18 protein-coding genes are annotated in these 24,573 nt (G+C 70.0%); 13 read left to right on the plus strand and 5 right to left on the minus strand.

Features of this window, described 5'->3' with window-relative positions:
* Positions 1-12: 12 nt before the first annotated feature.
* Complete coding sequence (locus tag AB0A63_RS12560; RefSeq protein WP_360389198.1) at positions 13-1,890, minus strand: FAD/NAD(P)-binding protein; 1,878 nt, start codon at positions 1,888-1,890, stop codon at positions 13-15.
* A 158-nt stretch (positions 1,891-2,048) separates the two neighbouring features.
* Between AB0A63_RS12560 and AB0A63_RS12565 the strand changes: the two genes are divergently transcribed.
* The 3 genes from AB0A63_RS12565 (at position 2,049) to AB0A63_RS12575 (ending at position 4,710) form a co-directional block, all read left to right on the plus strand.
* Positions 2,049-2,636, plus strand: a complete 588-nt coding sequence (locus AB0A63_RS12565) for an isochorismatase family cysteine hydrolase (protein WP_360389200.1) — start codon at positions 2,049-2,051, stop codon at positions 2,634-2,636.
* 336 nt (positions 2,637-2,972) lie between these two features.
* Complete coding sequence (locus AB0A63_RS12570) at positions 2,973-3,806, plus strand: peptidoglycan-binding protein (RefSeq protein ID WP_360389203.1); 834 nt, start codon at positions 2,973-2,975, stop codon at positions 3,804-3,806.
* Positions 3,807-3,867: 61 nt separating this feature from the next.
* Entirely contained in the window at positions 3,868-4,710 is an 843-nt protein-coding gene (locus tag AB0A63_RS12575; RefSeq protein ID WP_360389206.1) for a peptidoglycan DD-metalloendopeptidase family protein, read from the plus strand.
* Positions 4,711-4,778: 68 nt separating this feature from the next.
* Here AB0A63_RS12575 and AB0A63_RS12580 read toward each other — a convergent pair whose 3' ends face one another.
* Positions 4,779-5,891, minus strand: a complete 1,113-nt coding sequence (locus AB0A63_RS12580) for a hypothetical protein (protein ID WP_360389209.1) — start codon at positions 5,889-5,891, stop codon at positions 4,779-4,781.
* Positions 5,892-6,089: 198 nt separating this feature from the next.
* Positions 6,090-6,971 carry a homocysteine S-methyltransferase gene (mmuM, locus tag AB0A63_RS12585; protein WP_360389211.1) on the minus strand — a complete coding sequence of 294 codons (882 nt, stop codon included), beginning with the start codon at positions 6,969-6,971 and terminating at the stop codon, positions 6,090-6,092.
* Positions 6,972-7,040: 69 nt separating this feature from the next.
* On the opposite strand from mmuM, the gene AB0A63_RS12590 reads away from it, so the two are divergent.
* Complete coding sequence (locus AB0A63_RS12590) at positions 7,041-8,045, plus strand: TerC family protein (RefSeq protein WP_360389214.1); 1,005 nt, start codon at positions 7,041-7,043, stop codon at positions 8,043-8,045.
* A gap of 202 nt (positions 8,046-8,247) precedes the next feature.
* Here the strand turns inward: AB0A63_RS12590 and AB0A63_RS12595 are convergent, their stop codons facing one another.
* Positions 8,248-8,703 carry a VOC family protein gene (locus AB0A63_RS12595; protein WP_360389217.1) on the minus strand — a complete coding sequence of 152 codons (456 nt, stop codon included), beginning with the start codon at positions 8,701-8,703 and terminating at the stop codon, positions 8,248-8,250.
* Between the two features lie 108 nt (positions 8,704-8,811).
* On the opposite strand from AB0A63_RS12595, the gene AB0A63_RS12600 reads away from it, so the two are divergent.
* A complete protein-coding gene (locus tag AB0A63_RS12600; RefSeq protein ID WP_360389220.1) occupies positions 8,812-9,798 on the plus strand; it encodes a WYL domain-containing protein in 987 nt (328 codons plus the stop codon).
* Here AB0A63_RS12600 and AB0A63_RS12605 read toward each other — a convergent pair.
* Entirely contained in the window at positions 9,779-11,860 is a 2,082-nt protein-coding gene (locus AB0A63_RS12605) for a cellulase family glycosylhydrolase (protein ID WP_360389223.1), read from the minus strand. The two genes, AB0A63_RS12600 and AB0A63_RS12605, sit on opposite strands and share 20 nt — an antisense overlap.
* Positions 11,861-12,415: 555 nt before the next feature.
* Between AB0A63_RS12605 and AB0A63_RS12610 the strand changes: the two genes are divergently transcribed.
* From AB0A63_RS12610 to AB0A63_RS12645, 8 genes are all read left to right on the plus strand, one after another.
* Positions 12,416-15,061, plus strand: a complete 2,646-nt coding sequence (locus AB0A63_RS12610; protein WP_360389226.1) for a glycoside hydrolase family 9 protein — start codon at positions 12,416-12,418, stop codon at positions 15,059-15,061.
* A 171-nt stretch (positions 15,062-15,232) separates the two neighbouring features.
* Entirely contained in the window at positions 15,233-16,255 is a 1,023-nt protein-coding gene (locus AB0A63_RS12615; RefSeq protein ID WP_360389229.1) for a LacI family DNA-binding transcriptional regulator, read from the plus strand.
* Between the two features lie 486 nt (positions 16,256-16,741).
* Positions 16,742-18,022, plus strand: coding sequence for an ABC transporter substrate-binding protein (locus AB0A63_RS12620; RefSeq protein ID WP_360389232.1), 1,281 nt, complete (start codon positions 16,742-16,744; stop codon positions 18,020-18,022).
* A gap of 20 nt (positions 18,023-18,042) precedes the next feature.
* Positions 18,043-18,981 carry a sugar ABC transporter permease gene (locus AB0A63_RS12625; RefSeq protein ID WP_360389235.1) on the plus strand — a complete coding sequence of 313 codons (939 nt, stop codon included), beginning with the start codon at positions 18,043-18,045 and terminating at the stop codon, positions 18,979-18,981.
* Entirely contained in the window at positions 18,978-19,793 is an 816-nt protein-coding gene (locus AB0A63_RS12630) for a carbohydrate ABC transporter permease (RefSeq protein WP_360389238.1), read from the plus strand. Before AB0A63_RS12625 ends, AB0A63_RS12630 begins: the two co-directional genes overlap by 4 nt.
* Positions 19,794-19,795: 2 nt before the next feature.
* Positions 19,796-21,175 (plus strand): GH1 family beta-glucosidase, encoded by a 1,380-nt coding sequence (locus AB0A63_RS12635; RefSeq protein ID WP_360389241.1) that lies wholly within the window; start codon positions 19,796-19,798, stop codon positions 21,173-21,175.
* On the plus strand, positions 21,172-22,188 hold the full coding sequence (locus AB0A63_RS12640) for a LacI family DNA-binding transcriptional regulator (RefSeq protein WP_360389244.1): 1,017 nt from the start codon (positions 21,172-21,174) through the stop codon (positions 22,186-22,188). Before AB0A63_RS12635 ends, AB0A63_RS12640 begins: the two co-directional genes overlap by 4 nt.
* A gap of 348 nt (positions 22,189-22,536) precedes the next feature.
* Positions 22,537-24,570: a cellulose binding domain-containing protein gene (locus AB0A63_RS12645; protein WP_360389247.1), complete on the plus strand. Its 2,034-nt coding sequence runs from the start codon at positions 22,537-22,539 to the stop codon at positions 24,568-24,570.
* Positions 24,571-24,573: the final 3 nt, after the last annotated feature.

Here is a 24,573-nt window from a genome sequence, read left to right on the forward strand (position 1 = left end):
TGTTCCTCCTCGTCAGCCGGCCGGAACCGGTGATGTCATGGCGTGGACGGCGGTCAGCGCGTGCCGGGCGATCGCGTCTGCGTCCCTGGTGAACTCGTTCCACGGACCGGGCCTGCCGCTGCCGACGAACGTGAACCAGCGCGTGTGCTCGGCCGGCACGCCCAGCACGTAGAGATCGGTGTCGGGCCTGCCGTGGCGGTCCAGCGGGTGGAACGGGCTGCGCGTGACCGCGACGCCACCGGTGTGGAACGCGTTGTCGCCCTTGCCGTTGGTGAAGCCGTTCCAGATTCCGCGGCGCACGAGTGCCCGCGTCAGCGGCGAGCTGTCCAGGTACACGTTGGGATTGGCGATGCGGGCGTCGATCAGCGTCCGCACCTCGACCCTCGATCCGGCGACGGCGGGCGAGGACAGTACGAACGCGTTCCGCCCGCGGTCCACCGAGAACTCCGCGTCGGGCCCGACCAACCTCAGGATTCCGGCCTTGCGCAGCGCTTCCGCCTGCCTGATCCGCACCAGCGGCGGGCCGGCCGCCAGCAGCGAGCTGCGCGGCGAGAACCAGGTGAGGAAGTCGCGGTGCGTGTCCGGCGTGAGCCCGCCGAAGTCGGTGATCTCGCGCACCACCCAGCGCGTGTCGCGCAGCACGTCCAGCGCGGCCTTCAGCGGCGAGGCGTAGTTGCCGCGCACGGCGTGCTCGATGTCGGCGCGGACGTGGTCGTCCAGCGCACGTTCGAACTCGGCCCGCGACGCGAAGGTCCGGCCCGCGAACGGACGGGCCAGGCCCTCGAAGTCGAACGGCGTCAGGTGCCCGAGGCCCTGAGCGAGGGCGATCGGCCTGATGTCCGGCGGTCGCGCGCCGGTCGCCGCCACGACGGCCGCCGTGAACTCCGCGGCCGCCTCGGCTCCGAGGGTTTCGCGCACCTCGGTCAGGTAGTAGACGTACTCGATCTCGCCGAGGATCCACGGCAGCACGTGCGCACCGAAGTCGATCTCGCCGAACACCCGGCCGCGACAGACGTTCTCGGTGGTGAAGAGCGTCGGCCGGAACTTGAGCGTCGCGGGCTTCTGGTTGATGCCGCGCGCGGACAGGGCGATCCCGCTGCGGGAACCGCCGGCCAGCAGCGGTTCCCGGCCGCTGGCCAGGTACCGCAGACCGTCGCCTTCCTCGACGAACCGCCCACCCCTGCCGACCGTCAGGGCGAGCATGAGGTCGTAGAAGGTGAGCCCGAGCCCGAGCAGCCCCACCGCGGAGCCGTCGGGGATGGTGTCGAGCGGCATCGTGACCGCGGAGTCGGCGGCGAAGTAGCGCAGGTCCGGTCGTGTGGCGGCGAACTCCTCGAACTCGCGGAACATCCCCACCTGGTGGAGCCTCGGGTGCCCGGTCGTCAGCACGACCTTGTCGACCAGCAGGTGATCGCCGGTGGACAGGTCGAGGCGGTACCCGAGCGACGTGGGCTCCAGGTCCTCGACCGCCGCCGTCACCCGGTGCAAGCGCACCGTGGCCGGCAGCGAAGCCTCGATCACGTCCGTGACCCACCGCATGTACTTGCCGTGCAAGGCCCTCGGCGCATAGCCCGTACGTCCCTCGAACCCCGGGGCATGCGCACTCCACCACTCGGCGAGCGACGGCCCCGCACCCGGCCGCGCACGCCCCTCGTCCGGAGGCCCGGAGAACATGGTCACCTCACCGCAGGGGGTGTTCATGAGGAACCACTCGGGCTGTCCCGACTGCCAGATGCGGCCGCAGCCGACCTCGACCGCGTCCACCAGGTACACCGTGACCGGCACCGCCGGCGCCTGCTCGTTCATCCTGGCGACGAGCCGTTCCAGCACCGCGAGCCCGCGGGGCCCGCTGCCGACCACGGCGATCCGAAGCGGTCCGAACGCCTCCATGGACACACCTTCCCCGAGTCCTGCAACCGCCGAGAAAGCTATGACCGGCAGGCGGGCACCGGGAAGAAGAACTCGTTCATGCAGCCATCTGGTTCGCTCATGCAAGATGCGCCGACAGATTTCCCGCCGGTGTCCGGCACGCGAATAGGTTGGGCGGCATGACCAGTTCACCGGCACTTCTCGTGCTCGATCTGCTGAACGACATCGTGCACCCCGACGGCCAGTACGCCTCCCACGGCTACGAGCAGCAGGTCGCCAGCCGGGGCGTGCTCGAACGGGCCGCCACCGCGATAGCCCGCGCACGAGCGGAGAACATCCCGGTCATCTACGTGGTGGTGGGATTCTCCCCCGACTTCTCGGAATGGCCGTCGAACTCCCCGGTCTTCGCCGAAGCGAAGGACGCGGGAAAGCTGGTCATCGGTACCTGGGCGACCGAAGTGCACGACGCCGTGAAACCCGCCGAAGGCGACGCCGTGGTCGTCAAAAGGCGCATCAGCCCTTTCTTCGGCACGGAGCTGGACCTGGTGCTGCGCACGCGAGGCGTGAACACGTTGCTGCTCACCGGCGTCTCCACCGATCTGGTCGTGCTGGCCACAGCACGAGATGCCCACGACCGCGACTACGCCGTGCAGGTGCTGGCGGACGCCACCGCCTCCGCCACCTCCGACCTGCACGAGGCGGCGCTGCGACTGATCGCCCGAACCGGCACCGTGACCACGGTGGACGAGGCACTGCCGCCCAGGTGAACGGGTCGCAGACGGCGTGGGTGCCCCCGGTTCGCACACCCCGTGACCGACTTCGGGAGTGACCCACGCCGGTAGCCTTGCCGACCGCACCCTGCCCGGGCTCGGCGGCCGGATGTTCATCTGGCCGGAAGGCTCCGGTGAGGGCGGGGTCTGGCACCACCGATCCGGCGGCCGCTGTCGGTTCGCCGTGCACAAGTCCGCAGACGTCCCCGGTCCCCGCACGAGCGGTCTGCCAACCCCGCGCGACCGGCATCGTTCCAGGTGAACGGCTTGATCGAACCGGGGGCCGGTCGAAAATATATCGGTTTTATATGTGCCTGGCCGAGGATGTCCGGCATGTCGGATCGTCTTGGACGTCGTGGGTTCCTGGCCGTTCTGGGCGGGATCGCCGCAGGGGGTGTGCTGGTCCCCGGGGTGGCGGCCGCCGCGGGAACCGCGGACATGGAGCTCGTGGTCCTGGCCGCGCAGTGCGACCCCGTCAAGCCCGACACCGGGCTCACGCCGGGTGCCGGGGCGAGCGTGCGGCTCGTCGAGCAGGCGCTCGTCGCCGAGGGGCTGCTCGCCGCGCAGTACGTCGACGGGCACTTCGGCACGGTCACCCGCACCGCCTACGGGCGGTGGCAGGAGTCGCTCGGGTACGCGGGCGCCGCCGCCAACGGGTTTCCCGGCCGGGCATCGCTCACCGCGCTCGCCAACGGGCGGTTCACCCTCACCCGCACCCTCACGCCGGGCGCGCGCACCACGTTCCAGGGCTTCCCGTTCAACGCGCGCACGGTCGCGATGCTGCGGGAGGCGCAGCGGCTCTGCGGAGTTCCGCTCGTCGTGGAACAGGGCTCCTACTCCCCCGGCGAGGACCCCACCTCCGCCGGCACGCACGACGGAGGTGGCGCCGTCGACCTGGACGCCGAGGCGTTGACCTCGGCGCAGCGCACCGCGCTCGTGACGGCGTTGCGGCGGGTGGGGTTCGCGGCGTGGCTGCGGCGACCGAGCCAGGGCAACTGGCCGCTGCACGTCCACGGCATCGCGGTGAACGACACCGACCTGTCGACACCCGCGCAGAAACAGGTCGGCCAGTACTACCTCGGGCGCGACGGGCTGGCCGGCAACGGCCAGGACGACGGGCCCCAGGTGACGAAGGTGACGTGGGAGCAGTACCTCCGCGCCGCCTGACCGCTCGAGAATCCCCGCACCAGTGAGGAAGCACATGCCCAGACCACGGACATGGACACGAATGGCCCTCGCCGCGGCTGCCGCGGTGCTCGCCGCCGCGAGCCTCACCGCGTTGACGGTGACCCCGGCGGCCGCGGCGGCCAGGGACGGCGTCTGCGACAGCGGCGAGTTCTGCTACTTCTACAACAGCGACCACGCGGGCTCGGTCTCCGACTTCGCGGGGTCGATCTCCGACTACGGTTCCACCCAGCCCTCCTGCTACGACTTCAAGAGCGCGGGCGCCGGGCAGGGGCTGTGCGTCAAGAACAACGCCGCGTCGGTGTGGAACCGCACCGGCGGCACGGTCCGGGTGTACTTCAACTCCGGCTACGCCGGCGCCACCCAGGACTTCGCGTCCGGCGCGAAGACCAACCTGAACTCGACGCTGAAGAACAACAACGCCTCGCACCAGTTCAACCCCGGCACGACCGGCCGCTTCTGGCTGCCGTTCCCCTGCGGGGAGACCTGGGCGGCGAGCACCCGCTCCGGCCACAGCCCGGCCAACGCCGTCGACTTCAACCACTACCCCGAGGACAACGGCTACAAGGTCTACTCGTCCGCGCCGGGCACGGTGTCGAAGGTCGCGAACCTGGGCAGCACCTCCTACGGGCGCTACATCGTGATCGACCACGCGGGCGGCTGGCAGACCCTGTACGCGCACCTCAGCTCGCAGGACGTGTCCGTCGGCCAGTCGGTGTCCGAGAAGACGATGATCGGCCGGGTCGGCAACACCGGTGGTTCCACCGGCCCGCACCTGCACTACGAGCAGAAGCTCAACGGCTCCGTGCAGCGGGTGACGTTCCGGGACGGCAACCCGACCTACTGGGGCACGCGCGACCTCGCGCGCAGCACGAACTGCCCGTGACGAACGGATGACCGAGTGCCCCGGCCGCTGCGGCCGGGGCACTCGTCCGAGACCCCCCCAGGCACCGGTCAAGCGACCCAGTCGGCTTGGACGAAGACGGCGAGCATGTCGCTGTTGCGGACGCCGTTGGTCGAGAAGGAGCCCTCGACGCCCACCCAGCCGCGGAACGTGCCGCTGTCGTCGAGGATCTGCAACAACGGCTTCACGTGCGAATTACCGGTGTAGCACGGCTCGTCGCGTTCCATCGCCAGGCAAGTGCACCAGTGCCACAGCGCGTCGCGGCGGTCGCCTGAGTTCACCCGGCCGAGGTAGTACTGCAGGGAGCTGACGTTCGCCGGGGTGCCGCCGCCGTAATGCGGGCAGCCACCGGCCGCCTGGCACACCTTCGTCGACGAAGGCTGGAAATAGGTCAGGCACCAGGTCACCGTCGTGCAGGCGGTGAAGGAGCCGACCGCGAACGAACTGGTCACATCGCTCGCCGTACCAGCCGTCCAGCCCTTTCCGACATAACGGAGACCACCCTGGTGCGATTGCACGCTCGACATCGCACGACGGTCGGTCAGCGCCGCGTTGCTGCCGTAGCCATAACCGCTGTTGACCCGCGTGGAACTCACGAAGTTCAACCGCGCCAGCGCCTGCTGGGTGTCCACTGACCACTTGTCCGTCCAGGTCGGCGACCAGGTGATCGTGACGGTCTGCTTGCCATCTTGGGTGCCCAGCACGTAGGTGCCCTGCCGGACGTCGTCAGGAGCGCCGGTGAACCCACCCGCCGTCATGATCTCGCACGGGCGGACCTTGTCGGTCGCCTTCGGATCGGTGGACGAGCACGACGAGTCCGGTGTGACCCCGATACCGGTCCGCTGAGTGGGCTTCGTCTGCTCCCACACGTACATGCTCGCTGACACCTTCCCGGTGGCCGCGTCGAACGCGTAGGTGCCCAGCCGGAACCAGTTGGCGGTCGAGCCGGTGGTGAGGCTTCCGGTTGACACCACGAAGTTGGCCCGCCCACCGGGAAGCTCACCGGCCGCGGCGGCGGGGACCGCGGCGGGGGTCGCGGCGGCCAGCAGCGCGATCACGAGGAGGGAGAAAACCCGCTGGACGAACCGCGGCGAAGATTTCGCGGTCCCGCCCGTGATGCGCCACGTCCTGCGGAGCAGGCCTTTTCGTTGGTCCTTCTGCATGACGGCTGAACCATCCCATCTCTGGTGTTCGTGTCACCGCGGGCAACAGAATGAGACAACAGGAGAACGCATTGCCATTCCGTTTCCCGCAACCAGATACCGAAGGTCACTTCACTGATTTGCTCGCACAACGCTCATCAGCTTTCCGAGCAGGTCTACATTTTCCCTACACGACCGCCCATGCCCGTTGATGCGGTTTCAGCGGAGAGCGCGGGCGATCTCGGCGATGCCCGCCGGGCCGACGCGGCAGCAGCCGCCGATGAGGCGTGCGCCCTGTTCGGCCCACTCCGTCACCGCGAACGACTCCACGCCGCCGGACCACGCGCGTGCGGCGGCGTTCCACTGCTCGCCGGTGTTCGGGTAAACCACGACCGGCAGCCCGGTCACCGCGCGGGCGGTGGCGACGGCTCCGGCGACCTCCTCGGGCGCTGAGCAGTTGAGGCCCACGGCCACGACCTCGTCGATGCCCTTGACCAGGCCGAACGCTTCCTCCAGCGACTGGCCCGCGCACGTCTTCCCGTCGCGCACGCTGTAGGACAGCCACGCCGGCACGCCGCTGCCCACGACCACCCGCAGGACCGCCTCCGCCTCCTGCGCGTCCGGGATCGTCTCGACCGCGAGCAGGTCCGGTCCGGCGTCGGCGAGCACCTCGATGCGGCGGCGGTGGAACCGTTCCAGCTCGTCGGTGGTCCTGCCGTAGCGGCCGCGGTACTCCGAGCCGTCGGCCAGCACCGCGCCGTACGGGCCCACCGACGCGGCGACCCAGCGGGGGCCGTCCACTTCGGACGCGGCGGATCGGGCGATCGACACGCTGGCCTTCATCAAGCCGACGGTCTGCTCATCGGTCAGACTGCGGCGGGCGAACCCCTCGAACGAGGCCTGGTAGCTGGAGGTGATCACGACGTCCGCGCCCGCGCGGAGGTAGCCGGCGTGCGCCGCCCTGACCGCGTCGGGGTCGGAGAGCAGCAGACGGGCCGTCCAGAGCTCGTCGGACAGGTCGTGACCGGCCTGCTCCAGCGCGGTCGACAGCCCGCCGTCGAGCACGACGACCCTGTTCGTGAGCACGTTCACCAAGTCCACCAGCCGAGGATACGCACGATCCGGTAACGTCCAATTCAGACAAATCGACCACCAGAGGAGAGGGCACCTGTGCTTGAGATCAGCGGACTGACGTGGGCGGTCACGATCGGGGTGATCGTCGTCCTGCTGGCGGTCGACCTCGTGCTCGCCGCCGCCCGCCCGCACAAGGTCGGGTTCCGCGAGGCCAGCCTGTGGTCGGTGTTCTACATCCTGGTCGCGGTCGGCTTCGGCGTCTGGTTCATGCTCACGCACGGCGGTGGCCCCGGCACGGAGTACTTCGCCGGCTACATCGTCGAGAAGAGCCTGTCGGTCGACAACCTCTTCGTGTTCGTGATCATCATGACCACGTTCCTGGTGCCCGAGGAGCACCAGCACAAGGTGCTGACGTTCGGCATCGTGCTGGCGTTGATCATGCGCGGCATCTTCATCGCGGTCGGCGCCACGCTGCTCTCGCTGTTCTCGTTCATGTTCCTGCTGTTCGGCCTGTTGTTGATCTACACGGCGATCCAGCTGTTCCGGCACCGCAACGAGGACCCCGACGTCGAGAACAACGTCGTCGTCACCACGGCCCGCAAGCTGCTGCCGGTCACCGACGACTACGTGGGCGGCAAGATCTTCACCCGCGTCGACGGCCGCAGGATGGCCACTCCCCTGTTCGTCGTGCTGGTCGCGATCGGTGGCGTGGACCTGCTGTTCGCGCTCGACTCGATCCCCGCGGTGTTCGGCGTGACCGAGGAGCCCTACATCGTCTTCACCGCCAACGCGTTCGCACTGCTCGGCCTGCGCGCGTTGTTCTTCCTCGTCAAGGGCCTGCTCGACCGCCTGGTGTACCTGTCGGCCGGTCTCGCGATCATCCTCGCGTTCATCGGCGTGAAGCTGATCCTGCACTGGGCGCACGTCGACATCGACCCGCGCGTGCCCGAGGTGCCCACTCCGCTCAGCCTGGGCGTGATCATCTCGATCCTGGTGGTCGTCACCGTGGCCAGCCTGGTCAAGACGCGCAACGACCCGTCGGTCAAGGCGCACCCCGGTTCGCTGCGCGGCAGCGGCAAGGAGCAGTCCGAGGAGAAGTGACCCCGTCCCCCGCGCCTAGCCGCACGGTTCTCGCCGGAGACCGCTCACCGGCGTCTGCAAGTACCACCAACTCAACGTCAACAAGCACTTTTCCACCACCAACTCGCCGTCCCGCACACGTGGTTCGACGGACGGCGAACAGGTTGGGTGTGGTCGGCGGCGGTTTGATCATGGATTGGTGGTACTTGCAGATGCGGGGCGGTCAGTAGGTGGCTGCGACGTCCACGATCCAGGTGACGCCGAACCGGTCGGTCAGCATCCCGAACGCCGGCGCCCACTGCGCGGGCCCGAACTCCTCCACCACGGTGGCGCCGTCGGCCAGCGCGTCCCAGTGGCCGCGGACCTCCTCGACGGTCTCGCCGCGCACCGACAGGAAGAACGGCTCGGTGGTGATCGTGGTGCCGTTCTCACGGCGGGTCGTGCCCGCACCGGACACCGGCTCGTCCGCACCGGGCACGTCGTAGGCCATGACGCGGAAGCCGTTGTCCGCGACCACCTGGCCGAACACCACCCTGTCCGCGCCGGGCAGGTCGGCGGGCATGCCGAAGTCGCCGTAGGTGGCGATGGTGGCCTTGCCGCCGAACACGGAGGCGTAGAACTCCAGGGCCTCCCGCGCCTGGCCGCGGAAGTTCAGGTGGGTGACTGCGTTGAGCGACATCGACGTCCCCTGTGCGAGTGGTTCCGTGCCGGAGGTCTCCGGCGTTGAGGACGACAATGCCGGTAGTAGCGGACAGGGAACGTCCGCTACTTGTGCGAGAGTGGATTCATGCCGACTTCCCCCTCGACGACGACGTCCGCGCGCCTGCTGTCGTTGCTGTCGCTGCTGCAGGTCCGCCGCGACTGGCCGGGCGGGTTGCTCGCCGGCCGGTTGGGCGTCAGCGAACGGACCGTGCGGCGTGACGTCGACCGGTTGAGGGAGCTGGGGTACCTCGTGCACGCGGTCAAGGGACCCGACGGCGGGTACCGGCTGGAGGCGGGCAGCGAGGTGCCGCCGTTGCTGTTCGACGAGGAGCAGGCGGTCGCGCTGGCCGTGGCGCTGCGGATCGCGGTCGGGACGGGTGCGGGCATCGAGGAGGCCGCGGCACGGGCGCTGGTCACGGTGCGGCAGGTGCTGCCGTCCCGGTTGCGGCGGCGGGTCGACGTGCTGGAGGTCGGGACGGCCGGCGCCGGACCGCAGGTGGACATCGGGGTGCTGCTCGCCGTGAGCAGTGCGATCAGGGCGCGGGAGGAGCTGCGGTTCGACTACCGCGCACCGGGCCGTCCGGACGCCGGCGGGCCGCCGCGGCGGGTGCAGCCGCACCACCTGGTGAGCCGGGCGGGGCGGTGGTACGTCGTCGGGTGGAGCGCGGAGCGGGAGGACTGGCGGACCTACCGGGCCGACCGGATGGTGCTGCGGGTGCCGAACGGGCCGCGGTTCACACCGCGGGAGGTGCCCGGCGGTGACGTCGGCGCGTTCCTGTCGGCGCGGTTCAAGGGGTCGGACGCGCCCGGCTGGCCGTGCCGCGGCGAGGTCGTGCTGGACCTGCCGGTCGCCGAGGTCGCGCCGTTCGCCGGGGACGACACCGCGGAGGAGCTCGGCGACGGCCGGACCCGGCTGGTCACCGGGTCCTGGTCGTGGGCCGCCCTCGCCGCGCGGCTGCTGCGGTTCGACACCGAGGTCGAGGTAGTCGGCCCGCCCGAGCTGCGCGACGCGTTCGCCGCGTTGTCGCGCCGCGCGGCCCGGGCGGCCGGGGTCACGCGGCAGTGCCGATGACCGCGCTGCCGGACTTCGTCACGTAGTAGGTCACCTTCGCGCCGCTCCAGTAGTGGAACGTCAGCGTGACGCGGCGGTTGTCGGTGACCTCGGCGAAGAACTCCGGCGTGAACGTGGTGGTGCCCGCGGTGTAGTCCGGCGCGAACGTCCGGTCGAACTCCTTGAAGGAGGTCCAGTTGTGCGGGCCCGCGTTCGAGCCGTCGTCGTACTTGGCCTCCATGGTGGCGAGCAGGTCGCCGCGGAACGCGGTCGGGACGGCGAACGCGGCGGTCGTGCCGGTCGCGTTCCGCAGCACCGGCGGGTCGTAGGTGACCAGGTTGATCCGCCACGGCACGCCCTGGGAGAAGTGCGCGGTGATCGTCGCGTTGGTGCCGTAGGCGCGGGAGCCGCTCAGCCGGGTCAGCGCGGACGCGGTCAGGGTGAGCTGGTCGCCGGAGACGGTGTAGTCGGTGCCGCGCACCAGCTCGGTGGTGCCCTGGCGCAGGCCGCTGAACGTGGTCCCGTTGAGGTTCAGCGTGATCGTCTTGGCGCTGATCGCACTCGACTTCGCGCTGAACACCTGGTCCGTGGAGGCCGTGCCGGACCGCGTGGTCCAGCTCGACTTGATCTGCGCGACCAGCTCGGGGTCGCTCCACTGGAACGACGTGCGGCCGAGGTGCTGGCCGTTGTCCCAGAGCATGGTGGTGATCTTCTTGGCACGGGCGTAGTGGCCGAAGTACTCGAAGAACTTGAGCTTCTCGCCCTGTTCGATCGTGCCGATGTGGCGGTCGAAGCCGAGCAGGCCGTACTCGCCGAGGATCACCGGGATGCCGCGTGCGATGAACGTGCTGTGGACGCGGTCGAACGAGTCCGTCAGGTCTTTCTGGGCGGTGGCGTCGAAGTGCGTGCCGCCGGCGACGTTCACGCTGAACGGCCAGTAGCCGTAGTAGTGCACGGTCGCGGCGATGTTGGGGTCGTTGAAGGTCGTCAGCGACGCGGTCAGCTCGTCGAGCCGGGCCTGCTCGGACGAGGTGTGCAGGGTGGGCAGGACGAGCAGGCGGGCGGTGTTGCCGCCGCCGGAGCGCCGGACGATGTCGCGGAACGAGGCGTTCAGCTCGTGCAGCAGCTGGGCGTTCTGCGCGTCACCGGAGCTGCCGGTGAACTGCGGCTCGTTCACGCTCTCGAACACCAGCCGCGCCGGGGAGTCCCTGAACGCGGTCGCGAGCTGCGTCCAGATCGCGTTGTACTTCGCCAGCACCCCGGTGCGGTCCGCGGGCATGGTGTTGATCCACTGCCACGAGTCGTGGTGGATGTTGATCAGCACGTGGAAGCCGTCGGCCAGCGCCCAGCCGACGACCTCCTTGACGCGGGCCAGGTACGCGGCCTCGATGGTGTACCCCGGCGCGGCGCCCAGGTGCTGGCCCCACGTCACCGGGATGCGGATGCTCTTGAAGCCCTGCGCCTTCACGTTGTCCAGCAACGCCTCCGTGACCCGCGGGTTGCCCCACGACGTCTCGTCGGCGCCGGTCGAGTCGAGCGTGTTGCCGAGGTTCCAGCCCGGCTGCATCGCGGCCACCTGGGCCATCGCGTCGCCGGGCACGGGGTTCCCGGTGGTCGTCGTCGTGGTCGTGGTCGTCGTGGTGACGGGGGCGCCGGTGCAGGTGACGCCGTTGAGCGCGAACGACGCGGGCGGGGTGTTCGCCCCGGACGAGCTGGCGTTGAACCCGAAGGACACCTTGGCGTTCGGCTCGATCACCGCGTTGTAGCCCGCGTTCACGGCCGTGACCTGGCTGCCCGTCGAGGTGACGGTCGCGTTCCAGGCCTGGCTGACCTGCTGCCCGGACGGCCACGTCCAGGTCAGCCGCCAGCCGTCGACCCGGTCGCCGACGTTCGTGATCGCCACGTTCGCGGTGAAGCCGCCGGACCACTGGCTGGGGACGGTGTAGTCGACCTCGCAGCCGGGTGCCGCCGCCGCGGGGGTGACCGCCGCCAGCCCCGCCGTGCCGGCCACCGCCACGAGTGCCGCCGCCAGCGCCGCACCTCCACGGCGGATCGCCTGCAGCCGATCGCGGAATCCGCTCATGGCACACCTCCCGGGCTCGGCGGCGCGGTCCAGGAGCACCCCCTCCGAACCGCACGCTCGGAGGGAGTGCTCGAAAGGGGCCGTCGCAGCCCGCCACGACGCCGCACCGTGGCGATCCGCGCCCTGTTCGACCCCTGGATCATGGACTGGGAGCGCTCCCAGTCGGTGGCCGGACTGTAACCACGCCAACCGCCGGTCGGGAAGACCTGTCGAACTGTGGTCGATACGAAAGCGAACCTCACATTGCACTTCGCGTGATCGGCGAAATGCCGTTCGTTCACGCGATGCGAGCAGCGGCGGAGCTGCGACGACGAGTTCCGGTCACGCTTGGTCGCCGGATTTTTGTTGCCACTGAGCCATTTCAGGGACGGCCTTAGCAATCATGATCGAAATGAGCACGCGGGCGTTAAGCGAAAGTTGCGGCAAACGGCCGAATGTGTGAAGAAATCAGCACCGGAGGTCTGTCGGAGCGGTTTCGTGACCGTTACAGTCCCGGACCTGGGAGCGCTCCCAGAATCTCTCCCCCTGCCAACGGAGGCTCACATGCACGGTCGCATGTCGAGAGCTGCGACAGCCGCGCTCGTCGCCCTGCTCGTGGCGCTGACCGGTCCGCTGGTGCCGGGCGCGACGGCCGCCCCCGCGTTCAACTACGCCGAGGCGCTGCAGAAGTCGGTCTGGTTCTACGACGCCCAGCGGTCGGGCAAGCTGCCGCAGGACAACCGGGTGAGCTGGCGCGCGGACTCGGCGCTGCGCGACGGCTCCGACGTGGGCCTCGACCTGTCCGGTGGCTTCTACGACGCGGGCGACCACGTGAAGTTCGGGCTGCCGTTCGCGTTCAGCATGTCGATGCTCGCCTGGGGCGCCGTGGAGAACCGCGCCGCCTACGCGAGCTCCGGCCAGCTGCAGCACCTGATGTCGAACCTCCGCTGGGGCACCGACTGGATCATCAAGGCGCACCCGTCGCCCAACGTCGTCTACGGCCAGGTCGGCGCGGGCAACCCCGACCACGCGTGGTGGGGCTCGGCTGAGGTCATGACGATGGCACGGCCCTCCTACAAGGTCGACGCCTCCTGCCCCGGCTCCGACCTGGCCGGCGAGTACGCGGCGGCCACGGCGTCGGCGTCGATGGTCTTCAAGGACACCGACCCGGCCTACGCGGCGACCCTGCTGACGCACGCCAAGCAGCTGTACTCGTTCGCCGACACCTACCGCGGCAAGTACAGCTCCTGCATCACGGACGCGGCGAGCTTCTACAACTCGTGGAGCGGCTACCAGGACGAGCTGGTGTGGGGTGCGATCTGGCTGCACCGCGCGACCGGTGACGCGAGCTACCTGGCCAAGGCGAAGACCGAGTACCTGAAGCTCAGCACGGAGCAGCAGAGCACCGAGCGCTCCTACAAGTGGACGATCGCGTGGGACGACAAGTCCTACGGCGCGTACGTGCTGATGGCGAAGCTGACCGGCGAGCAGGTCTACGTCACCGACGCCAACCGGTGGCTGGACTTCTGGACCACCGGCTACAACGGCAACCGAGTGCGCTACTCCCCCGGCGGCCAGGCGGTGCTCGACAGCTGGGGTTCGCTGCGCTACGCCGCCAACACGGCGTTCGCCGCCCTGGTCTACTCGGACTGGCTGTCCACTCGCGACAGCACGCGCGCCAAGACCTACCACGACTTCGGCGTGCGGCAGGTGAACTACGCCTTGGGCGACAACCCGCGCAACGCGAGCTACGTCGTCGGCTTCGGCACCAATCCGCCGCGCAACCCGCACCACCGCACCGCGCACGGGTCGTGGGCCGACACCATCCAGGAGCCGGCCGTCAGCCGGCACGTGCTCTACGGCGCGCTGGTCGGCGGGCCCAGCACGAACAACGACGCCTACACCGACAGCCGCAGCGACTACGTGATGAACGAGGTCGCGCTCGACTACAACGCGGGCTTCACCGGGGCGCTGGCCCGGCTGTACCAGGAGTACGGCGGCACCCCGCTGGCGAACTTCCCGGTGACCGAGACGCCCGACGGTCCCGAGCTGACCGTGCAGGCGTCGGTGAACCAGGCCGCGACCCAGTTCACCGAGGTCAAGGCGTTCATCCTGAACAAGACCGCGTGGCCGGCCAGGACGTTCAACGGCTCGCTGCGCTACTACTTCACGCTCGACGGCGCCACGACGCCGAGCCAGATCAGCGTCACCACGAACTACAACCAGTGCGGTGCCGCGAGCCCGCCCGCGCAGTACCGGGGCGCGGTGTACTACGTGGAGATCGCGTGCACCGGTGTGGCACCGGCCGGGCAGTCCGCGTTCCGCAAGGAGGTCCAGTTCCGGATCACCAGCGCCGGCACGTGGGACCCGGCGAACGACTGGTCCCACGTCGGCCTCGGCAGCGGCAACACGGTCGCGCAGACCGACCGGCTCGTGCTGCGCCAGGACGGCCGGATCGTGTGGGGCCAGGAGCCCGGCGGCGGCGGTGTCGAGGACAGCGAGGCGCCATCCGTCCCGGGTGGACTGACCGCGTCCGGTGCCGGCAGCTCCAGCGTGACGCTGAGCTGGACCGCCTCGACCGACAACGTCGGCGTCACCGGCTACGAGGTGCTCGACGGCACCACGGTCGTGGGGTCGAGCAGCACGACGAGCCTGCTGCTCACCGGCCTCACGCCGGACACGGCGTACTCGTTCGCGGTGCGGGCCAGGGACGCGGCGGGCAACGTCTCCGCGGCGAGCACGCCGGTGAGCACCAGGACGTTGCCCGGTGTTCGCAGCACGCTGACCGTGCAGCACAAGGGTTCGAGCGCCGCCCGGTCCAACCAGATCACCGCCGCGCTGCAGCTGACGAACCGCGGCACGACCGCCGTGGGCCTGGGCACGACGACCGCGCGGTACTGGTTCACGGGCGACTCGGCGGCGGCCGGCTACCAGGTGTGGTGCGACTGGGCGCAGATCGGGTGCGCCAACGTCACGCTGCGCGTGGTGAAGCTGGCGACGGCCCGGCCGGGTGCGGACGCCTACGTCGAGGTGTCGTTCGCGTCCGGGAGCCTCGCCGCCGGTGCGGGCACCGGTGAGATCCAGGTGCGGGTGGCGAAGTCCGACTGGTCCGGTTTCGACCAGAGCGACGACCACAGCTACCGGGTCAGCAGCGCGCTGTCGGACTTCGACCGGGTCACCGGCTACTCGGGCGGCGCGCTGTCGTGGGGTGCCGAACCCTGACCGAGCTTCGGTGCGGGGCGTTCTGCGCGCCCAGGCGTTCCGCGCCGATCCCAACCCCGGCCTCCGGCCGGCTCCCGCCGCGTCCCCGGCACAACGTCGTGCCGGGGACGCGCTCCCACGGGTGTTTCGCCCGTTTTCGAACTGGCACGTGCCCACTCCTACGATGAGCGCATGACGGAGATCGACCGGCAGCGCCGACCGGGCCCGCGCATCGAGGAGGTCGCGCGACTGGCAGGGGTGTCCAAGTCGACGGTCTCCCGCGTGATCAACGACGAGCCGTACGTGTCGGCGAAGTCCCGCGACGCCGTGCAGGACGCGATCACCCGCCTGCGCTACAGCCCGAACCAGGCTGCGCGGACCCTCGCGGGCAACCGGGCCAACGCCATCGCGCTGATCGTCTCCGAACAGGGCAGCCGCGTGCTCGGCGACCCGTTCTTCGCGGGCGTCCTGCGGGGTGTGCACGCCGAGCTCGCCGGCCGCCACGTCCAGCTGTTGCTGATGCTGAGCCGCCCGCAGGACCACGACGACCTCGTCACCTACCTCGCGGGCGGCCACGTCGACGGCGCGCTGCTGGTGAGCCTGCACGGCGACGACCCGCTCCCCCACCGCCTGCACGAGCTGGGCCTGCCCGTGGTCGTCGGTGGCCGCCCCCTCGGCTCGGCGGGCGTCCCGTTCGTCGACTCGGACAACTTCACCGGCGGCCTGGAGGCCGCCCGCCACCTGGTGTCGCTCGGGCGCGGCCGCATCGCGACGGTCACCGGCCCCCGCGACATGGCGGCCGGCCAGGACCGCCTGAGCGGGTGGCGCCGCGGCCTGGGCGAGGCGCGGCTGCCCGCGGACCTGGTGGCGGAGGCGGACTTCACGCCGGAGAGCGGCGCGACCGCCATGGCCGACCTGCTCGACCGCGCACCGGACCTCGACGCGGTGTTCGTGGCGGCGGACATCATCGCGGTGGGCGCGTTGCGGGTGCTGCACGCGCGTGGCCGCCGGGTGCCGCAGGACGTGGCCGTGGTGGGGTTCGACGACTCGCTGCTGGCGTCCACGGCCACCCCGCCGCTCACGACGGTGCGGCAGGACGTGGAGCAGCTGGGACGGACGCTGACGTGGCGGTTGCTCGGGGAGCTGGCCGGGGAGGCGGGGTTGCCGCCGTCGCTGTTGCTGCCGACGTCGCTGGTGCGGCGGGCGAGCGCGTAGGCCGACGGGCCGCAGGGGCGGCTGAGGAGTCACGGCCGGCGCGAGCGCCTGACGCGAACAGCGGCGCGGCCTGAGCCGTGAGCGCCTGACGCGAGCGGCGGCGCGGTCCGAGCCGTGAGCGCGCACCGGACGTTCGCGGACCGGACGGCACGCCGCGCATTCGAGCGACCCCCGCTCCACCCCGGCCCACGCCGCCTGCACCACCCGCCGCAACCCCTGCTGCGCCAACCGGTCGCGGGCCGGTTGAAGCGGTCCGTACCTGTACCCGCACGGAGCGTTAACCCAAACGACATTTTTCCGGGAACGCTCCCAGTTTTCCCGATTGTGACCTGCGCCCCGAACCCCGAGGTCATCCCCCTCCACAGGGCCGGAACTGCCTGATCCGGGCCGGAGTGTGTCTTGACACACTCTCGACACCAGTACGACACTCCTCGGCACCTGGGAGCGCTCCCAGAATCCGCCCGCCGAGACCAGAGGAGTTCTCCCGTGCGACACCGTTGGGTCAGCGTGCTGATCTGTGCCGCCGTGTCCGCCGCCGCCACAACCGCCTGCGGTTCCGGCGGCGCCACTCAGTCCGCAGACGGCAAGACCGAGCTGACGATCGCCACGTTCAACGAGTTCGGGTACGAGGAGCTGTTCAAGGAGTACGAAGCAGCCCACCCGGACGTCAAGATCACGCAGCGCAAGACCGGTCAGGGTCAGCCGCACCACCAGAACCTGTTCACCAAGCTGGGTGCCGGGTCTGGCCTCGCGGACATCGAGGGCGTCGAAGAGGGCTACCTGAGCCAGTTCATGTCGAAGGCCGGGCAGTTCAACGATCTCAAGGAGATCGGCCCGAAGATCGAGGACGACCGCTGGCTGAAGTGGAAGACCGAGGCGATCACCACCAAGGACGGCAAGCTCATGGGCTACGGGACCGACATCGGTCCGCTGGCCATGTGCTACCGCAAGGACCTGTTCGAGCAGGCCGGTCTGCCGTCCGACCCCGAGGGCGTCAAGGCGCTCTTCGCCACGTGGGACAGCTACTTCGCCGCCGGTGACACCTTCATCGCGAAGGTCCCGGGCGTCGCGTGGTTCGACAGCGCGGCCCAGGTCTACAACGCCATGCACAACCAGCTCGAGACCGGCTACTACGACAAGTCCGACAAGCTCGTCGTGGACACCAACGCCGACATCAAGAAGGACTGGACGACGGTGACCGCTGCCGTCGCGAAGGGGCAGTCGGCGCGGCTCGGGGCGTTCAGCCCCGAGTGGAACACCGGCTTCAAGCTCGGCAAGTTCGCCACCAAGACCTGCCCGTCGTGGATGCTCGGCGTCGTCGAGACCCAGGCCGGTCCGGAGAACAAGGGCAAGTGGGCGGTCACCGACGCGTTCCCGAACGGTGGCGGCAACTGGGGCGGTTCGTACCTGACCGTGCCGAAGCAGAGCAAGAACGCCAAGAAGGCCGCCGAGCTCGCCGCGTGGCTGACCGCGCCGGAGCAGCAGATCAAGGCGTTCAAGGCCAAGGGCACCTTCCCCAGCCAGGTCAAGGCGCTCGACGCGCCGGAGCTGCTGGAGCAGACCAACGCCTACTTCGGTGACGTGAAGGCCGGCGCGCTGTTCGCGACCCAGGCCAAGAAGATCAAGGCCGCGCAGTACAAGGGCCCGGCCGACGGTCAGATCCAGGAGACCGTGTTCAGCCCGGCGCTGCAGTCGGTCGAGCAGGGCAAGAACGCCGAGGAGGCCTGGAAGGCCGCCGTCGAAGGCGCTCAGAAGGCGGCCAAGTAGTGACCGCCACTCTCTCCGAGGTGGACCGCGGGCCAGCGCAGGAGGCTGGCCCGCGGCCTCCGCGGCGGTACCGGCTGTCCAACCTGGACGCCAAGGTCTCGCCCTACCTGTTCGTAGCACCGTTCTTCGTGCTCTTCGGCGCCATCGGGCTGTTCCCGCTGCTCTACACCGCCTACGTCTCCCTGTTCGACTGGGAGGTGGGCGCCGACGAGCCGCTGTTCATCGGCCTGGAGAACTACCGGACGCTGTTCGAGGACGACCAGTTCTGGAACGCGCTGTTCAACACGTTCAGCATCTTCCTGCTCTCGAGCGTCCCGCAGATCGTCGTCGCGGTGGTGATCGCCGCGCTGCTCAACGCCAACCTGCGCGCCCGCACCGGCTGGCGGATGGGCGTGCTGCTGCCCTACGTGGCGAGCCTCGTGGCGCTGACGATCATCTTCGGCAACCTGTTCGGCCCGCAGTACGGCCTGGTGAACGACGTGCTCGGCCTGCTGGGCATCAGCCCGATCGACTGGCAGGCCAGCACCTTCGGCAGCCACGTCGCGATCGCCTCGATGGTCAACTGGCGGTGGACCGGCTACAACGCGCTGATCATCCTCGCCGCGATGCAGGCGATCCCGCGCGACGTGTACGAGGCGGCACTGGTGGACGGCGCGAGCGCGTTGCGGCGGTTCTTCAGCATCACGCTCCCGATGCTGAAGCCCACGCTGATCTTCGTGATCGTCACCTCGACGATCGGTGGCCTGCAGATCTTCACCGAGCCGAAGCTGTTCGAGCCCTCCGGCGGCAGCGGCGGCGGTTCGGAGCACCAGTACCAGACCGTCGTGCTCTACCTCTACCAGTCGGCCTTCCAGGGGCTCGACCTCGGCTACGCCTCCGCCATCGCGTGGGTGCTGTTCCTGGTCGTGATCGGTGTCGCGGTCCTCAACTTCTTCCTCACCAGGAGGGCCGTCAAATGACGAAGCGACCGTCCTTCGCGATCTACGGCATCCTCGCCGCGTTCGTGCTCGGCTCCGCGTTCCCGTTCTACTGGTCGTTCCTCGTCGCGAGCCGCGACAACTCGGTGCTGACCGGTGACTTCACGCTGGTGCCCGGCGGGAACTTCTGGTCCAACGCCGTGCGGGTGTTCGACACGGTCCCGTTCTGGAAGGCGCTGGCCAACAGCTTCATCGTGTCCGGGACCGTGACGCTGTCGGTGGTGCTGCTGTCGACGCTCGCCGGTTTCGCGTTCGCCAAGCTGCGGTTCCGCGGCCGGGGCGTGCTGTTCCTGTTCGTGGTGGCAACGTTGGCAGTGCCGACCCAGCTCGGCATCATCCCGCTCTACATGGCGATGGCCGAGTTCGGCTGGGCCGGTGAGCTGGAGGCCGTGATCGTGCCGAACCTGGTCACCGCGTTCGGCGTGTTCTGGATGCGGCAGTTCCTCCTCGACGCCATCCCCGACGAGCTCGTCGAGGCGGCGCGGATGGACGGCTGCAGCCTGTGGCGCACGTTCTGGCACGTCGCACTGCCCGCGGCCCGGCCGGCCGCCGCGATGCTGGGCGTGTTCACGTTCATGCAGTCGTGGAACGACTTCCTCTGGCCGCTCGTCGTGCTCAACGCCGACAACCCGACGCTCCAGGTCGCACTGGAGAAGCTGCAGAGCGGCTACTACGTCGACTACTCGCTCGTCCTCGCCGGGACCACGCTCGCGACGGTTCCGGTGCTCATCGTCTTCCTCGTGCTCGGGCGGCAGATCGTCGCCGGTGTGATGCAGGGCGCCGTCAAGGGGTGAAAATGGAGAACATTGTTTTCCCGCAGGGTTTTCTGTGGGGCGCTGCGACCGCGGCGTTCCAGGTGGAGGGTGCCACGGCCGTCGACGGCCGCACCGACTCCATCTGGGACACCTTCTGCCGGGTACCCGGCAAGGTCGTCGGCGGCGACTGCGGTGAACCCGCTGCCGATCACTACCGGCGGTTCGAGCAGGACGTGGCCATGATGGCCGAGCTCGGCCTGAAGGCCTACCGGTTCTCGATCGCCTGGCCGCGGGTGCGGCCGGACGGCGGCGACGTGAACCAGAAGGGCCTCGACTTCTACCAGCGGCTCGTGGACACGCTGCTCGCGCACGACATCACCCCGTGGCCGACGCTGTACCACTGGGACCTGCCGCAGACGCTGGAGGACGCGGGCGGCTGGACCAACCGCGACACCGCGTACCGGTTCGCCGACTACGCCGCCGCCACCGTGGAGGCGCTCGGTGACCGGGTCGGCACCTGGACGACGCTGAACGAGCCCTGGTGCTCGGCCTTCCTCGGGTACGCCTCGGGTGTCCACGCCCCCGGCATCACCGACCCGAAGGCCGCGGTCGCCGCGGTGCACCACCTGCTGCTCGGCCACGGGCTCGCGGCCGAGGCGATCCGCACCGCGGTGCCGGACGCCAAGGTGGGCATCACGCTCAACATGTACCCGATCATCCCCGTCGACCCGAGCGACCCGGCCGACCTCGACGTCGCGCGCCGGCTCGACGGGCTGCAGCAGCGGATCTTCCTGGACCCGTTGCTGCGCGGCGAGTACCCGGCCGACATCGTCGCGGACCTCGAACCGTTCGGGTTCAGCGACCACGTGCGCGACGGCGACCTCGCCGTGATCTCGGCACCGATGGCCATGCTCGGCGTGAACTACTACTCCGAGCACTACGTCAGCGCGTCGCCGAACGGCAGTGACAGCGCGCCGTCGCCGTGGGTCGGCGTGCAGCACGCGTCGTTCCCCCGCCGGGACGCCCCGCGCACCGACATGGACTGGGAGGTGCACCCGGACGGTCTCACCGCCGTCCTGCTGCGGCTGCACCACGACTACCCGCGCCTGCCGCTCTACATCACCGAGAACGGTGCGGCGTTCCGCGACGACTTCTCCGGCAACGGCGCCATCGACGACGTCGACCGCACCGGGTTCATCGCGTCGCACCTGCGCGCGGCGCACGCGGCCATCGAGGCGGGGGTCGACCTGCGCGGCTACTTCTGCTGGTCGCTGCTGGACAACTTCGAGTGGGCAGAGGGGTACGCGAAGCGGTTCGGCATCGTCCACGTCGACTACGCGACGCAGATCCGCACGCCGAAGATGAGTGCGAGGTGGTTCTCCCGAGTGGCCCGCGACAACGCGCTGGTCGCCGTCTCATGACCGAACGGACCCGTCGCCCCGGCCCGCGCATCGAGGAAGTGGCGCGCGTGGCCGGGGTGTCGAAGTCCACCGTCTCGCGGGTCATCAACGGCGAGAAGTACGTGAGCGAGCGATCGCGCCAGTCCGTGCACCGCGCGATCGCCCTGCTCGGTTACAGCCCCAACCACGCCGCGCGCACGCTGGCGGGCTCGAAGGCCAACGCGATCGCGCTGGTGATCTCCGAGCAGGGCAGCCGGGTCCTCGCGGACCCGTTCTTCGCCGGCGTGCTGCGCGGGGTGCACGCCGAGCTCGCGGGACGGCACGTCCAGCTGCTGCTGATGATGAACCAGCCGCTGGACGGCCAGGACCAGGTGGCCTACCTCACCGGTGGGCACGTGGACGGGGCGCTCGTCGTGAGCCTGCACGGCGAGGACCCGTTGCCGCGGACGTTGCACGAGGCGGGGCTGCCCATCGTGGTGGGCGGCCGCCCCCTCGCGGGCGGCACCGTCCCGTTCGTCGACTCGGACAACTTCAACGGCTCGCTGGAGGCCGTGCGGTTCCTCGTCTCGCTGGGCCGCGAGAAGATCGCCACGATCGCCGGCCCGCGCGACATGGCGGTCGGCATGGACCGGCTCAGCGGGTGGCGGTGCGGGCTCGCCGAACACGGCATGGCCGTCTCGCTGGTGGTGCACAGCGACTTCACGCCGGAGGCCGGTGCACTGGCGATGGAGGAGCTGCTGCGCAGGGCACCCGACCTCGACGCGGTGTTCGTGGCGGCGGACATCATGGCGCTGGGTGCCCTGCGCGTCCTCCAGGCCCGCGGCTACCGCATCCCCACCGACGTGGCGGTGGTCGGGTTCGACGACTCGGTGCTCGCCTCGACCGCGGTGCCGCCGCTCACCACCGTGCGCCAGGACCTGGAGCAGTTCGGCCGCACCATGACCTGGCGGCTGCTCGCCGAACTGGCGGGCGAGGAGAAGCTCCCCCTCTCGATGTTGCTGCCCACCTCGCTCGTGCGCAGGTCGAGCGCCTGATCCGCCCGGGTGGCGAACGGCTCGGGGGACGACTCCGCAGAGCTGCTCCGGGCACCGGTGGGCGACCACCTCGGCCACCACGTCACCGACGAGGGCCGGCGGTGAATCATGGCCTGGTAGCAGGAGAACCGGCCGGGCCGGGACGCGTCGGAACCGGAGCAGTGACGTGCCGTGAGCGGGATTCGCGACCTGGGACCGCTCGGGCCGCCTTCGAGTCGAATCGACCGTCGAATGTGGACTGAGCGGCGGTAGCCCTCCGGCGAAGACTCCGAACGCCGTCTTGTCCCCGGCCGTTCGGACAACGAACCTGGGAGCGCTCCCAGATCCGTCGCCGAGGACGTGATGCGCATGGCAAGACGCCGGCTCCTCCTGGTTTCCGCGCTCGTCGCGGCCTGCCTGCCCGCGGTGGCCACCGCGGCGCCACCGCCGACCGGCCCACCCGCGGACGCGACGGTCGTCGTGAACGCCAAGGCCGGTCTCGCCACCGTTCCCGAGACCGCGCTCGGCGTGAACCACGCCATCTGGGACAGCCAGCTCGGCACTCCCGAGGTGTCCGGCCTGCTCGGCGACGCGGGCGTGCGGATGATGCGCTATCCCGGCGGTTCCTACGGCGACATCTACCACTGGGAGAGCCACACGGCGCCCGGCGGGTACGTCGCGCCGAACACCGACTTCGACACGTTCATGGCCGGTGTCCGCCGCGCGGGGGCGCAGCCGATCGTCATCGCCAACTACGGCACCGGTTCTCCGCAGGAGGCCGCGGACTGGGTGCGCTACGCCAACGTCACCAAGGGCTACGGCGTGAAGTACTGGGAGATCGGCAACGAGCTCTACGGCAACGGGCACTACGGCTCCGCGTGGGAGGCCGACGACCACCCCGACAAGAGCCCGGCCGGGTACGCGCGGGAGACGGTCGCGTTCGCGCAGGCCATGAAGGCGGTCGACCCCACGGTCAAGGTCGGTGCCGTGCTGACCACGCCCGCGAACTGGCCGGACGGCATCGTCGGCACCGGGGACGCGGCGAGCTGGAACCAGACGGTGCTCTCGATCGCGGGACCGCACGTGGACTTCGTGGTCGTGCACTGGTACCCGAGCGGGTCGACGGCCGCGCAGACCCTCGCGAGCACCGACCAGATCGCCGACATGACCTACCTGCTGCGCCAGCAGATCACCAGGTACGCGGGACCGGACCCGGACCGGCTGGGCATCGCCATGACCGAGCTCAACACCACCTACGGCCGCAACACCCAGCCGGGCGCGCTGTTCGCCGCGGAGGCCTACACCTCGTTGCTGGAGAACGGTGTCTTCACCGTCGACTGGTGGAACACCCACAACGGGGCGGAGACGGCGTCCACTGTGGCCGGTCAACCCGACTTCCACGACTTCGGCCTGCTCTCCAGCGGCACCTGCCTGCCCGGTGGCGCCTGCGAACCACCGCTCAACACGCCGTTCGCGCCCTACCACGCGCTCAAGGTGCTCGGGTTGTTCGCACGGCCCGGCGACCAGCTCGTCCGCGCCGGCTCCGGTGACCCGTCGGTCCGGGCGCACGCGGTCCGCAGGCCCAACGGCGACCTCGCCGTGTTGCTGCTCAACGCCGACCCGGACAACGCGCGCACGGTCGCGATCGACTACGCCGGGTACACGCCGTCCGCGAGCACGCCCACCGTGCACACGTTCACCAACGGCGCCAACGGTGTCGTGACCACCGCCGACGGCACCGCGACCAGCCGGACGCTGCCGCCGTTCTCGCTCACGACCCTCGTCCTGAAGCCGGCGGCGGCGAGCGCGCTGCCGCCGGCACCGGGACAGCCGGTGGCGAGCGCGGTCACCGACCGGACCGCCACGATCAGCTGGCCCGCGGTGCCCGGTGGCGTGAAGTACGAGGTCCACCGCCAGCTCGGCACGACCAGCGAGCAGTGGGGCGAGACGACCGGGACCGAGCTGACCGTGCGGAACCTCGACCCCGGCAGCCGCTACGCGGTGAACGTGCTGGCGCGCGACGGGGCCGGGCGGTTGTCGTGGTCCTCTCCCCCGCTCACGATCACCACCGGCAGCCCGGCCACGAGCACCTGCTCGGTGCGGATGGGCAACGTGACGGACTGGAGCAGCGGGTTCGTCGGTTCCGTCGACATCACCAACGACGGCACGGCACCGGTGGCCGACTGGACGCTGACGTTCCGCTGGCCCACGGCGTTGCAGCAGGTGTCGTCGAGCTGGAACGCGACGTGGAACCAGACCGGGACCGCGGTCACGGTCACCGGCACCTCCCGGATCGAACCGGGAGCGACCGTCTCGACGGGCTTCGTGGGCGCCTACACCGGCCCGAACGTCCTGCCGACGGCCTTCACCCTCAACGGAACGCTCTGCCGCACCGCGGCATGAGCC

This window comes from Lentzea sp. NPDC042327 (genome assembly GCF_040647275.1).
Lineage (GTDB): Bacteria > Actinomycetota > Actinomycetes > Mycobacteriales > Pseudonocardiaceae > Lentzea.

Coding starts and splice junctions, on each gene's coding strand:
- AB0A63_RS12560 (WP_360389198.1), bottom strand. CDS start 1,890: ATGGAGGCGTTCGGACCGCTTCGGATCGCCGTGGTCGGCAGCGGGCCC.
- AB0A63_RS12565 (WP_360389200.1), top strand. CDS start 2,049: ATGACCAGTTCACCGGCACTTCTCGTGCTCGATCTGCTGAACGACATC.
- AB0A63_RS12570 (WP_360389203.1), top strand. CDS start 2,973: ATGTCGGATCGTCTTGGACGTCGTGGGTTCCTGGCCGTTCTGGGCGGG.
- AB0A63_RS12575 (WP_360389206.1), top strand. CDS start 3,868: ATGGCCCTCGCCGCGGCTGCCGCGGTGCTCGCCGCCGCGAGCCTCACC.
- AB0A63_RS12580 (WP_360389209.1), bottom strand. CDS start 5,891: ATGCAGAAGGACCAACGAAAAGGCCTGCTCCGCAGGACGTGGCGCATC.
- AB0A63_RS12595 (WP_360389217.1), bottom strand. CDS start 8,703: ATGTCGCTCAACGCAGTCACCCACCTGAACTTCCGCGGCCAGGCGCGG.
- AB0A63_RS12600 (WP_360389220.1), top strand. CDS start 8,812: ATGCCGACTTCCCCCTCGACGACGACGTCCGCGCGCCTGCTGTCGTTG.
- AB0A63_RS12605 (WP_360389223.1), bottom strand. CDS start 11,860: ATGAGCGGATTCCGCGATCGGCTGCAGGCGATCCGCCGTGGAGGTGCG.
- AB0A63_RS12610 (WP_360389226.1), top strand. CDS start 12,416: ATGTCGAGAGCTGCGACAGCCGCGCTCGTCGCCCTGCTCGTGGCGCTG.
- AB0A63_RS12615 (WP_360389229.1), top strand. CDS start 15,233: ATGACGGAGATCGACCGGCAGCGCCGACCGGGCCCGCGCATCGAGGAG.
- AB0A63_RS12630 (WP_360389238.1), top strand. CDS start 18,978: ATGACGAAGCGACCGTCCTTCGCGATCTACGGCATCCTCGCCGCGTTC.
- AB0A63_RS12635 (WP_360389241.1), top strand. CDS start 19,796: ATGGAGAACATTGTTTTCCCGCAGGGTTTTCTGTGGGGCGCTGCGACC.
- AB0A63_RS12640 (WP_360389244.1), top strand. CDS start 21,172: ATGACCGAACGGACCCGTCGCCCCGGCCCGCGCATCGAGGAAGTGGCG.
- AB0A63_RS12645 (WP_360389247.1), top strand. CDS start 22,537: ATGGCAAGACGCCGGCTCCTCCTGGTTTCCGCGCTCGTCGCGGCCTGC.